Raw genomic sequence first — 12,712 nt, forward strand, 5'->3', positions numbered from 1 at the left:
ACCATGTCACCCAACATTGAAAAAATACAGGCTTATATTCGCGAATTGAACGCGCAACGAGCCGCCTATGCTAAAAAAGCCCCCCGACTGATTTCCAGATTATACGGCCGGGGCAAGGACGATCGGAAACCGGATACGGTAAATGACAGTTCTTTTTTATACATCCGATCGTACGAAGGCGATGTCGGCGTACGACCATTTGATAACATCCTTTTCTGGAACTCGCCCGATATCAATATCAGTCCCGTTACCGATATCGGCAATTTCGGTACGACGATTCATGCCGGCCATACCTACAACATCAACTGCCGGTTGCATAACCGCGGCGATATCACCGTGCCTTTTCCGAAGGTTGAGTTTTTCCTTACTACCCCAACACTGGGGTTCGATACCCGTTTTGCCGATCTTATCGGGTTGACACAGCTACCGGGATTGCTACTGCCGGCGGGCTCGGATACGCTGGACTTCCGCTATCACGTGCCGGCTGCCATGGAGGGTCATAAATGCTTGTTCGCCCGGACGTATTCATTCAGCCCGCTCGATAAACCGAATGACGTTTACGCACTACAACCCACATCCGACCGGCATATCGCACAAAAAAATCTGAATTTTGTACCGCAAAACACGGAATACCAGTTTAACCTCATTCACCTGCCCAATACCCAGGAGCAAATCGAGTTTGTGCCTATGTCTAAGAACAAGGTGCTGCAACTCTTGCATCCCACCATATTGAAGTATCGTATATCGAACCAACTATCCCTAGCGTCCCTGCGGAAACTGGAGGTCAGACCGATAGGAAAGATACATACCAATTTCCGGATGAAGCCGGGCAAGCAGGGCATAGAATTGTATGTCGACCGTGGCAAAGGGGTGGGCATTGACGAGCAGGCCAGATTGATGAAAGCGTTTCATGCGATGCTGAAAGCGCCTGTAAGCCGGATGGACCGTGCGGAACGCAGGAAGTTGCATGAGGCGGTGACTGCCATGAATAAGCCGATGATGAAGACAAGCTTCAACGTAGCAATTCCCGATTTCGGCCTCAAGCCGGGACAGCTGGCGGGCATCGATATCGTGAACACCAACCGTGTTACAGGAGAGCGAAAAGGGGGGATAACACTCCTGGTGACGGGGTAATAGGTAACTGGCGGACCAGCGGTGACAGGCTCAAAACAACTCCCTGCTCAAAATGTAGATGCCCATGGTGAGTACAAACCAACCAAAGCCCGCGCGCAGCCGTTCGCCCGGTATTCGGCGGCCGATGGCGCTGCCAATGAGCACGCCACATACCGTAATGGCCAGCATGGTGAATAGAAACGGCCAGTCGATATAAACATGGCCGATGTCACCAACAAAACCGACCAGCGAATTTATGGTAACAATAAACAGGGAGGTGCCGATAGCTACCCGCATGGGTGTTTTTGCCAGCAGCACCAGGGCCGGGATAATCAGGAAGCCGCCCCCTGCGCCCAGCAGGCCGGTTACTAGACCGATGCCTATGCCAAAGGCTGACAACACCGGCAAACTGGTCCGCGCATCGCCTGCCTGCTCACGGTGGCCTAGCACCATTGATATGGAGGCGGCAAGCATCAATGCAGCGAACAAGACCATGATGGCCGTAGATTTGGTAAGGGCAATGGCACCGACTTGCCAAAGGATATCGGGGATGAGCGGCAGCAGGTATTTCCGTACGGCAAAAACGGTAACGACAGACAGGAGTCCGAACGAAAGGACGGCTTTTAGGTCCACGTAGCCCTTACTGTATTGGTATATAGCCCCAGAGAGGCTGGTCATCCCTACGATAAACAGGGAATAGGAGGTAGCCAGCGTAGGTTCGATATGGAATAGGTATACCAATACCGGTACGGTGAGGATAGAACCCCCACCGCCAATGAGGCCAAGTGAAATGCCGATAAATACGGCTAGGATGTAACCCAAAATTTCCATCAGTGTGCATCTGGGAATCGATACGCTGGCAAAATACGGTTAATTTGGCGAATTACGCCTTCCCTAAAACCAAAAGGCGACCACGTTGTTTGTACTATGAGTGAATAATAGGTAATTTGTCAGGAAATCAAGAGATATGGATACCAAGACCAAAGAAATACTGGAAGATGTAAGGGATCGGCTTCGCGATGCTAATGATAACCGTAACATTGCCAACTCGGAACGGTTGCTATCCGTAGCCGCCGGAGCGTTTGTATTGTATACGGGCATTACGCGCATGTTCAAAACCCCGCTCGCTTCGCTGGCGGAGGTGGCCGTGGGCGGGGCATTGATTCTCCGCGGTGCCACGGGCTATTGCCCCGTGAAAGATTCCGTATGCTGCGACCGGGATGTTACCGTTGTGGAGCATATCGTAGCCGAATAATCGCCCATTTTGGCCAATCGGCATTTTTTCTGATATTGGTTGGCTAATATGGATTCTAAACGGGTATTTTCCGGCTCTGCGTGGGGTGTGTTGGCCAAGATACTCGACGCACTCGCCAAGTTCGTTACCATTCCGTTGTTGGTCGGCTTTTATGGAAAAGCCGATTACGGGTTGATTGCGCTCGCTTTTTCGCTTAATACTTATCTCCGGCTGATGGACCTCGGATACAACGTGGGGGCGGTCCGGTTTTTCTCGATGTGGGCGGCGGACCGCAAGTGGGAGAAAATAGCCGGTGTATCGCGCTCAAGCATCGTATTCTACGGGGTAATAGGACTCATCAATGCGGTTATATTTCTCGTCATGTCTGCCTACGGGCAGCAGCTGTTCAACCTCACGGAGGCACAACTGCCCCTGTATAGGCAGATGATGGTGGTGCTGGCGTTTTCGACCGTATTAAACTGGCTTTCGGGCGTAGCCATACAACTGCTGAGTGCCATGGATGAGTTGGGGTTTATCAACCGTGTAACGGCGTTCAGCAGCGTCCTGAATTTTGCTGTTGCGCTGGTGGCCATCCAATGGCAATGGGACCTCATCACCTACTTCATCGGCTACACCTTGGCAACGTTAATGCCGATCCCGTTTTATATATGGCGGCTGAAGGTATTCCCTGTTCCGAGGCGTTCACTGCTGGCGCCCCGTTGGGATGGGGCTGCTTTCCGCGAAATACTCATGTATAGCCTGGCGATTTTCGTGATGGGTTTATTCCAGCTCACGGCAAATAACCTGCGGCCACTGCTGCTGGGCAAGTTTGCCGATGGGGTGGAGGTGCTTACCGATTACCGGGTTATCCAGACCATTGCCATGCTTATCGTGGCCTTCGGCGGTGTGTTTATGCAGGTGCTGCTGCCGTCCACTTCGAAAGCCTATGCGGCCGGCAATCACCAGCGGATTGAGCGTATGGTATTCAAAGCCACGAAATACATCTCCATCTTTCTAAGTTTCATGGTGTTCGTGTTGATGCTAAATGCCAATGAAATCCTACTGTTGTATATGGGTAGCGATTACAGTAGCCTATCGTTGTGGTTGTCCCTTTGGTTACTCACGGTGTTGCTTTCCATGCACAATACACCCGTAGCCAGTCTCGTGCTTTCTACCGGTAAAACACGGGCACTTGTCTATTCTTCGGCCGTGGCTTGCATCGTTTCACTGCCTATTACTATCATCTTTGCCCCCACGCTGCAAGTGGGGGCGGCCGTAGTAGGTTATCTGGTGTATATGGTGCTCCAAATCGGTTTTTTTTACGTCTATTATATACCGAAGGTACTCCGCTTGGACGGTGGACGATTGTTCGGCCGCGCTTTCCTGCCGGCAGCAATCGGGGGTATGATAGCATTGGCGGGTAGCCGTTACCTCTCGGGCTGGTTGCCCTTAACCGGTGGGTATGGCACGGTAATGGCCAATACCGTTATCTTTGGAGTGATTTATCTGACGTACCTCTTGCTGTTTGTACTCAAACCCGCAGCAATCCGCGAACTGAAAGAAACACTCATAGGGAAAGGGAATAAAGATGCCTAAGTTTTCTGTTTGCATACCGGCCTACAAAAGCCGCTTTTTATCCGAATGCATACAAAGCATTTTGGGGCAGTCATACGCCGACTTTGAATTGATTGTACTCAACGATTGCTCGCCCGAGCCGGTGGAAGAAATTGTGCGTTCCTTTTCCGACACCCGCATACGATACTATCAGAATGAGCGCAATATGGGTGCGATACGGCTTACAGACAACTGGAATCGGTGCGTGGCATTGGCAGAAGGGGAGTTTGTGGTCATTATGGGTGATGACGACCGGCTGGAATCCGATTACCTCGAAGCGTTTATGGCGCTGATGACCCGTTACCCTGGCTTGGATGCATACCACTGCAGGAGCCTTGTCATCGACGACAACGGAAATGCGGTTCAGCTGACCCCCGCCGGCCCGTCGTTCGAACGGGTATGCGATCATATCTGGCATCGCCTGAACCAATGGCGATCGCAGTATATCTCCGATTTCGTGTACCGGGCAGATGCGTTACGTAGCGTAGGGGGGTGCTATGCCTTGCCGTTGGCGTGGGGGTCTGACGACATCACCGCCTACCGGGCTTGTGCCGGAAAAGGGATAGCGCATACGAACAAGCCTGTATTCAATTACCGCAGCAATCGTCTTTCGATTACATCGACCGGTAACGATTTAGAGAAAATGCGCGCCAACCTGCTTTATGCGGCTTGGTTGCGCGATTTCTTGGTACACTATACGCCCCATGAAACGGAACAGGTGGTTTATCGGAACCTGCTCGAACAGCAGGATAAGCTCATGCAACAACGGAAACAGTATACCATGGCGCTTTCCATGCGCAGCCACCGTTTGCGGCGGTTCTGGATGTGGTACAGACATCGCAAGGAGTTTGGTCTCCGGCTCCGTGATCTCGTCTTGGCAGCAGTGAAAGCACGAGGGCTTGCTAATCGATTATTGAACTGACGACCAATGGATATCATCTTTAATCCCCCGGTCAATACCGAAAACCAATACATCCGGCTATTGGTAAATGAGCTGCATGCTAGGGGATACCGCATACATCCCCTCGATACGATTTTTTCAAGTTACCGGCATTTCCGGTCCATTAAACTGGTGCACCTCAACTGGTTTGAAAATATCGACGACAGCAGTTTTTTTAAGGCCCTGCGGAGTTTCGTGCGTAAGCTGACGGTGCTCACGGCCATCCGCCTGGCTGGGAAACCGTTGGTTTGGACGCTGCATAACCGCGCATCGCACGAAAAAGGCGCAGCTTTGTTCAGCCGCATGCTGATGCGCCTGTTGGTCCGCTGGTCGGATGTGATCATTATCCATTCAGGACAGTCGGAAAACGTACTTGCTTCGTATGGGGCAAGTGTGTTGGAACGGGTTGCCTATGTTCCCCACCCGCATTTCGTGGGGGTATATGGGAGTGCCGTCGCGGCCTATCCACATAAGGAAAATGGGCTGCGGCTCTTGTTTATCGGAATGGTCAAGCCCTATAAAAACTTGGAATTGCTGATTGACATCGTGGGCACTTTTGGCCACGGTGTACAGCTGACCATTGCCGGCAAGGCCATCGATGAAGGCTATCAGCGGAAGCTGGCCAACCGGGCAGCACATGTTGGCAATGTGACGTTGCTGCCGTATTTTATACCCGACGGGGAACTGACCCTGCTGCTGGGGCACACGGATGCAGTTGTGCTTCCGTACGATCTGGCAAGCAGCTTGAACTCGGGCACGGCTATCTTGGCGTTCTCCTATAGGAAGACAGTGATATGTCCGGAGATCGGTACGATAGCGGATTTGGGCAACCATGTAGCAGACACCTTTTGTTACCGCTACGATACCGCCGCACAGCACCGAAAGGCATTGAAGCAGCAGATCGAGCGGGCGTTGACGCGGAAGCGCGAGGATCCGCATGCGCTGGATGACATGGGCGAACGCCTGTACCGGCATATGGCTGCGGCGCACGACCCGCAGCGAGTAGGGGATGAACTAGCACGGTTGTACCGCCATGCCCTCGACAGGCGTCGTCGTGGTAATAAAAAAGACGGATGAAGATTTTATATATCCATGCGCTATATGCACCATACGTAGCTGGCGGGGCGGAAATCTCCCTAAAGCTGCTGGTGGAGGCCATGCGGGCCAGGGGTCATGAGGTGGCCGTGTTGAGCCTTTCGCCGGACGGGGGGTTGAACAGCGACCGGGTGGACGGCGTGAAGGTGTACCGCGCGGGGCTCCGAAACAGCTACTGGCCGTTCTCCAACGAACGCCCGGGCAAATGGCGCCGGTTGTGCTGGCACTTACGCGACCGCTATAACCGGTCTATGGTGGGCTATGTGCGCGAAGTGCTGGCTGCCGAACAGCCCGACGTCGTCTCCTGCCACAATCTCGTGGGCTGGTCTATCGCTGTGTGGGACGAGGTGCGCCGCGCAGGTATCCCCATCGTGCAGGTACTGCACGATATGTACCTGCTCAGCCCGAACAGTACGCTTTTCAAGCCGGGATATACCCGCCCTCACCAGGATATGATGAGCCGGCTGTTGCGGCAACGACACCGGAAGATATCTGCGGGGGTATCCGCCGTAGTTGGTATTAGCCGGAGTATACTGGACCGGTTTATCGAGTACGGGTATTTTGAACAGGTACCCCGCTACGTGGTGCACAATGCACGGGTTATTCCGCCCACCGCCCCGCCCCGCCACCGCGCCGCGGGCGACGAACTGACGGTGGGTTACATCGGTACGCTAACGGCTCCGAAAGGGGTGGAGTGGCTTATCACCGCCTTTAAAACATCGGGCGTGGAAGGCCGACTGCGGATTGCTGGCAAGGGAAAGGCGGAAGATGAGCAGTATTTCAAACAGCTGGCGGGGGATAACAGTCGCATCGATTTTGTGGGTTATGTGGCGCCGGCCGATTTTTATCCAACCATCGATGTGCTGGCCGTCCCCTCGGTATGGGACGAACCACTGGGCATGGTAGCCGTGGAAGGGTTGGCCAATCACTTGCCGGTGGTAGCAAGCAACCGTGGTGGACTGCAGGAGACTGTCGTAGACGGGGTAAACGGTTACCATTGTGATCCGGATAAACCTGCGTCGCTTGGACAGGTGCTTGCCCGGTTGTGGAAAGATGTGGACGATTATAACCGGCTGGCTGATGCGGCAAGGAATTCGGTGAGCGAATACCTCAGCGTGGAGCGGATGGTAAACGAATATGAACAGGTGCTGCGCACCGTAGTGGCAACTGATGAAGGGATTTAATCACATAGTGCGTAATCGATCCGGATGGTGCGAGGTATTGTTCTGCCTGGCACTGCTGGCGGTATTCCTGCCGGTCAAAATCTATCCACTGGTATTTTTGGTGGCTTCCGCTTTCTTTGCATTAGATACAAAGATATGGACGCCCTACCGATGGGCCATATACCTCACGGTCTTTGCCGGATATGCTGTTGCGGTGTTCCTCATCGGATTGCCCGCAGAGCAACCGGAACTGACCAATTTCCTTAAATTGCTGATCAATTTTACGTTCCTGTATACTGCAGTGATGTGGCTGACGCCACGAAACAACGTACGCCTGTTGGGGTGGGTAGACGTAGCCCTCCATATCGCACTCGCGTTGACATTGCTGCAATTGCTGATCTATCACCAGGCCGCCGGTTTCCGGTGGCTGGGTGGCGCAGCAACGTCCGCGCAGGGAAGCGCGTTGTACCAGTCGGGCACGTATTTCTGGGGACTGGACGACAAGAACATGTTCGGTGCCCGTATTGCCCTGCTGGGGTTCGTGTACGTCTTGGTGCCGGTGGTTCGGCTGAAGTCCATCGTATGGTGGCGCATTGCGCTGGTATTGCTGCTGGCCTGGTTGTCGCTATCGCGCACACCGATGGTGGCTCTCCTCATGGGCGTAGGGTTTTTGGTGTGGCTGGCAGCCAATACGCGCTGGCGCGTGGTGCTCGGCGCGCTGGTTACCCTGGCGCTTCCGGTGGTGGCCCTGCGGGTAATCCGCATCGAAAACATCACCGCTTCCAATGATGGGATGGGGGTACGGCTAACCTACTGGAAAGCTTTTTTTGAACATTTTTCGGCGATTTCGCCATTAGGGAATGGGTTTATGAGCGGCGGTGATTTCTTGAGCCGGTATGCGGCATTTTACCATGGCGAACCCCACATCCATAACACGTTCTTGAGCTGCTACCTCGATTTCGGGGTCGTCGGCTTACTTTCTTATGCGCTGTTTCTCTACCATTACTTCCGGTTTGGGGTGGAGAAGTACCGTAATCGATCGTTCTGGTGGATTGCCTTCGTGCCGCTGCTGGCCATTATGATGATCCTCTACTCGGGTTACGACAATGATATCGTGCTTTACCTGGCGCTGGTGTTCCTGCTGGGGAGTGCAGGGCCGGTACGGGTGAGAAAGTTAAATGGGAGGATAGGCTGATGCGCGTGTTGATAGACAGCCGATGGGATGCCGACACAGGTATCGGTAAGCTGTACCGGGAGGTGATGGCGCGGATGCCTGGTTACGTTTCCCCGCGCTTTGTGCAAAGCCGCATGGGATTGGGTAACCTCCTGACGCCGCTGATGCTTGCCCGCGAAATCGGCCGGCATGACGCCGATGTGTTTTACAGTCCGTCGTTTATGCCACCGCTCTACAGCCGTATGCCCGTGGTGTTTACCATCCACGACCTGATGCACCTGTTTTATTACACCAAATGGCACCGGCTTTACTACCAACAGGTGATTGCGCGGTTGGCGGCGAACGCCGACCAAATCATCACCGTATCGCAGTTTAGCAAAGGGCAGTTGGTGGAGTTATTAGGCATCGACGAGCGGTTGATAACGGTGGTTTACAATGGCGTAGACGACTGCTACCGGACGGATACAGATTCGGTTACCTATCAAAGCGATGCCCCGTATTTCCTGTACGTGGGCAACCGGCGCAAAAACAAAAACCTTCCCGCCATGCTCACGGCGTTCGCCCGTGCGGCCATTCCACGGGAGTTTCTTTTTTTCCTGACGGGTGATAGCGATGGAGAGACGGCGGAATTGGCCGGGCAGCTCGGTATCGGTAACCGGGTTCGGTTTTTGGGGCATGTTGCCGAGGAGGGGCTGCCCGCATTGTACCGGGGGGCTCACGCCACGCTTTTCGTGTCGCTGATGGAAGGGTTCGGGCTGCCGGTCATCGAATCCATGGCGGCAGGCACGCCCGTACTCACGTCTACGGCCGGTCCGCTGCCCGAAGTGGCGGGCGGAGCGGCGCTGTGTGTAAGCCCGCATGATATAGATGCCATTGCCGATGGAATGGAAAGGCTGGTCGCCGACAGCGAGGGCTATCAGCGGCTGAAAGAAGCCGGCATCAAGCGGTCGGCCAAATTCACGTGGGCGGATACGGCCGCACGGACATGGGAAGTAATAACGGATAAACGACGGAAATGAAGAAGCAATTTCATAGGTACTGCATTGGGTGTATGGCGGTTGTAATGGTCGTTATGGCATGCGGCGGAAAAATCCGCTCACATGCGGATGCGCCGAGACCTGAGGCCGGCCAGCGCATCAACGTAATGGACTACGGTGCCGTGGGCGACGGGAAAGCCGACGATAGCGAAGCGATCCAACGTGCGCTGGACAGTGCGATGGTAGGCGACACGGTGTATCTTCCCAAAGGGACGTACTTGGTCCAGACCCTTCGCCTGGTTTCTAATGTGCACATCGTCGCCGATGGCCTGCTGAAGCAACCGAAGGAACTCTCCGCGCAATTCGCGGTGGAAAAGCAGCATTCGCCAGCACCGCTCTTCCGGGCGCATCGGGTATCCAATATCTACCTTTCCGTACGTGCAGAGACGGTCAATGAAGCGATTTATGCATCACAGTGCAGTAACATCACCGTTGCCAATAGCCATTTCACGGGCGACTCGACCAATAACCGGTCGTTCCCAGCGGTGCTGTGGTATGATTGCGCGGCATCGCGCGTGGTGGGAACGACCATCAGCCAGTATGGCGGGGCGCGGCAGTCGCCAAACAGCTACCACCCCGGCACCGCGATCCGGGTGCTCTCGGCCAACGGCGTGACCATCTCCGGCAATCACATCCACCACAATGGCGAAAACGGCATCTTCATCCACGATAGCGGCGATGTGGAAATCGATGGCAACCACATCCACCACAACGGCATGAGCGGCATACAGGTGGCTTTCAATGCCGCCGAACGGGTGGCAAATTACCGGATAACCAACAACCGCCTGGAATATAATGCGGCCGATGCGGTAGACATCAACAACCGTGAACATGGCAGGGTGGTGGCTATCAACGCGCTCATTGCCGGTAACTATAGCTACAACAACGGTTTCGTAAACGGCGAATCCACGCCCGACGGCTCGGGTATCGGTACGCTTATCGGTATCTCGGGCGTAACCTTGAGCGGCAACCGTGCTTTTGGCAATAACCGGCCGGCCCTCTACATCGAGGGGTGCGGTGATATTACGGCCAACCGGAATGAAACCGACGGTGCATTCGAGCTGGTAGGCCACTGGGAAAATATACGGATGGAGGGAAATACGTTCCATACGCTGCGTCTGCTCGCCAATGCCGATGGCCGGTTGCTCGATATCCGGCACGGCAAAATAGGCAGTGTAATGCTGCCCAATGGTATACGGATAGACTCGCTCCGCATCATGGAAAACGAAATCAGCAGCGGACCCATCAACGTCAATATGGAAGGTCACTTTAAATTTGAAGGCAACCGGCTGACGAGCGGCCACGAATCGGGAGCCCTGCTCGTGGTGAAGGTAGCGAGTGCATCGCTACTCGGCAACCACATCACCAATGCGAGAAATGCCGCCATCACCGTGCGGAAAACAGCACTGAATGTGCGTATAGATAGTAATTTCGTGACGTCCGGCGGCACCTGGATCCATGATTTCCGGCCCCCAGGCATCAAAATAAACAAAAACCAGGTGAAAGAACATGTGGAAATAAGCGCGCGGCCATGAAGGTGAACCTATATATACCGACGTTGAACGGCGGTAAGCATTTTCTGGAACTGTTGGATAGGTTGGAGCAGCAGACATTGCCCCTGCAGCGATGCGTGGTCATCGACTCGGGTTCGACAGATGGCACGGTGGCCGCGGCGCAGGCCCGCGGTTGTGAGGTGATTGGGCTGGGCAGCGAAGGGTTCGACCATGGCGGTACCCGCCAGCGGGCCATTGATGCCTACCCCGACGCGGATGTGTATTGCCTGTTGACGCAGGATGCTATCCTGGCCGATGAGGTTGCCTTAGCCAATCTGGCGCAGGCTTTTGCCAACTCGGAGGTGGGTATGGCCTATGGCAGGCAGCTTCCGCACCCGGGGGCTACCCTGTTGGAGAGCCATGTCCGATTGTTCAACTATCCACCTCAAAACCAGCTCCGGGCATTGACCGACGCACCCACCTACGGCATCAAAACCATTTCCTGTTCCAACTCGTTCGCCGCCTATCGCCGGGAAGCGCTCGAACAGGTAGGTGGCTTCCCGCGGGGTACGATTATGGGTGAGGATGTGATTGTGGCCGGCAAGTTACTATTGGATGGTTGGAAAATGGCCTATGTGGCGGATGCGTGCGTGTACCACTCGCATGATTACGCCATCCGTGAAGAGTTCGAGCGATACTTTGATATCGGTGTATTCCATGCCGATAACCGGTGGATATTCGAGGCGTTCGGCCGCGCCGGCGGCGAAGGGCTCCGCTACGCGATGTCGGAAATCGGGTATGTGGGTCGCCGGAATCCGTTTCTGCTTCCGAAGGTGGGTTGTTCCCTGGCGGCTAAGTGGCTGGGGTATAAATTTGGTCTTTCGTACCGCCGGTTGCCACTTAAACTCCGTAAAGCATGCTCCATGTACAAAGGGTACTGGAAGTAAATCAGTGGACAGCCACTCCCTAATGTGTGGAATTTTTCTACATGTGCCCCGTGCGCTTTTTTGCGCCTAAGCGCCCTGTTACATCGCTATGGGCATTATTGCTAGTTTTATGGACTATGGCACTTAATTCGTGTTTATCAACATGTAATAAGAGAAGAGCCACATGGTTAGAGAGCAGCAGCAAATACAGCAATTGACTTATAAAGTTGATAACCCAATATACGAATTGATTAGTTATCCGGCGGCATTCCGTATTGACCTGAATGCCGTAAAAAGGAAACTTTTGGTTTATCAAGAGACAATCGTGCTTAAACGGGTGATGGATATTATATTTTCATCATTGGTATTGACACTCGGGTTGCCGGTATACTTGATATTGATACTGATTACGAAGTTTACGTCGCGTGGACCTGTGTTTTTCAAGCAGGAGCGTATCGGCAAAGACCAGCGACCCTTTTTTATCTACAAATTCCGAAGCATGCAGGTGGACGCCGAAAAACACGGCCCCCAGTTGGCTTCCGACGATGACCCCCGGATCACCCGGTGGGGCAAATTCATGCGTAAAACCCACTTGGATGAGTTACCCCAATTCTGGAATGTGTTGAAAGGCGATATGGCTATTGTAGGCCCGCGCCCCGAGCGCCGGCATTTTATCGAGGAGATTAAAGCACATCGACCGGAATACATGCAACTTTTCCGCCTGAAACCCGGTATTACATCCATTGGGCAGGTCCAATATGGGTATGCCGAAAATGTGAGCCAAATGTGTGAACGAGTGGATTACGATTTAAACTACCTTTCGAGCATGAGCTTGCGGACCGATTTCGATATCATCATGGAGACGGTGAAGGTCATGGCCCAAGGCAAAGGGAAATGACGGGTTTCAAAAAATAATTCCGTTG

General features: G+C 53.9%; 12 protein-coding genes. 11 read left to right on the plus strand and 1 reads right to left on the minus strand.

The features are described 5' to 3' along the window. Window positions 1–3: 3 nt before the first annotated feature. A complete protein-coding gene (locus VNQ80_RS18145; protein WP_325641322.1) occupies window positions 4–1,134 on the plus strand; it encodes a hypothetical protein in 1,131 nt (376 codons plus the stop codon). 30 nt (window positions 1,135–1,164) lie between these two features. Here VNQ80_RS18145 and VNQ80_RS18150 read toward each other — a convergent pair whose 3' ends face one another. Then, window positions 1,165–1,944 carry a sulfite exporter TauE/SafE family protein gene (locus VNQ80_RS18150; RefSeq protein ID WP_325641324.1) on the minus strand — a complete coding sequence of 260 codons (780 nt, stop codon included), beginning with the start codon at window positions 1,942–1,944 and terminating at the stop codon, window positions 1,165–1,167. Between the two features lie 136 nt (window positions 1,945–2,080). On the opposite strand from VNQ80_RS18150, the gene VNQ80_RS18155 reads away from it, so the two are divergent. From VNQ80_RS18155 to VNQ80_RS18200, 10 genes are all read left to right on the plus strand, one after another. Then, a complete protein-coding gene (locus VNQ80_RS18155; protein ID WP_325641326.1) occupies window positions 2,081–2,368 on the plus strand; it encodes a DUF2892 domain-containing protein in 288 nt (95 codons plus the stop codon). Between the two features lie 48 nt (window positions 2,369–2,416). Then, the gene (locus VNQ80_RS18160; protein WP_325641328.1) at window positions 2,417–3,943 is read left to right on the plus strand and encodes a lipopolysaccharide biosynthesis protein; all 1,527 of its coding nucleotides are present in this window, start codon (window positions 2,417–2,419) and stop codon (window positions 3,941–3,943) included. Then, a complete protein-coding gene (locus VNQ80_RS18165) occupies window positions 3,936–4,883 on the plus strand; it encodes a glycosyltransferase family A protein (protein ID WP_325641330.1) in 948 nt (315 codons plus the stop codon). The genes VNQ80_RS18160 and VNQ80_RS18165 overlap by 8 nt, the downstream gene beginning before the upstream one ends. Window positions 4,884–4,889: 6 nt before the next feature. Then, entirely contained in the window at window positions 4,890–5,978 is a 1,089-nt protein-coding gene (locus VNQ80_RS18170) for a glycosyltransferase family 4 protein (RefSeq protein ID WP_325641332.1), read from the plus strand. After that, window positions 5,975–7,180, plus strand: coding sequence for a glycosyltransferase family 4 protein (locus tag VNQ80_RS18175; protein ID WP_325641334.1), 1,206 nt, complete (start codon window positions 5,975–5,977; stop codon window positions 7,178–7,180). Before VNQ80_RS18170 ends, VNQ80_RS18175 begins: the two co-directional genes overlap by 4 nt. A 7-nt stretch (window positions 7,181–7,187) precedes the next feature. Continuing rightward, window positions 7,188–8,354, plus strand: coding sequence for an O-antigen ligase family protein (locus tag VNQ80_RS18180; RefSeq protein WP_325641336.1), 1,167 nt, complete (start codon window positions 7,188–7,190; stop codon window positions 8,352–8,354). Next, complete coding sequence (locus tag VNQ80_RS18185) at window positions 8,354–9,352, plus strand: glycosyltransferase family 1 protein (protein WP_325641338.1); 999 nt, start codon at window positions 8,354–8,356, stop codon at window positions 9,350–9,352. Before VNQ80_RS18180 ends, VNQ80_RS18185 begins: the two co-directional genes overlap by 1 nt. Continuing rightward, window positions 9,349–10,905, plus strand: coding sequence for a right-handed parallel beta-helix repeat-containing protein (locus VNQ80_RS18190; RefSeq protein ID WP_325641340.1), 1,557 nt, complete (start codon window positions 9,349–9,351; stop codon window positions 10,903–10,905). Before VNQ80_RS18185 ends, VNQ80_RS18190 begins: the two co-directional genes overlap by 4 nt. Beyond that, window positions 10,902–11,810 (plus strand): glycosyltransferase family 2 protein, encoded by a 909-nt coding sequence (locus tag VNQ80_RS18195; RefSeq protein ID WP_325641342.1) that lies wholly within the window; start codon window positions 10,902–10,904, stop codon window positions 11,808–11,810. Before VNQ80_RS18190 ends, VNQ80_RS18195 begins: the two co-directional genes overlap by 4 nt. Before the next feature lie 163 nt (window positions 11,811–11,973). Continuing rightward, entirely contained in the window at window positions 11,974–12,687 is a 714-nt protein-coding gene (locus tag VNQ80_RS18200) for a sugar transferase (protein ID WP_325641344.1), read from the plus strand. Window positions 12,688–12,712: the final 25 nt, after the last annotated feature.

Origin of the sequence: Parapedobacter sp., assembly GCF_035556095.1 — a bacterium.
Lineage (GTDB): Bacteria > Bacteroidota > Bacteroidia > Sphingobacteriales > Sphingobacteriaceae > Parapedobacter.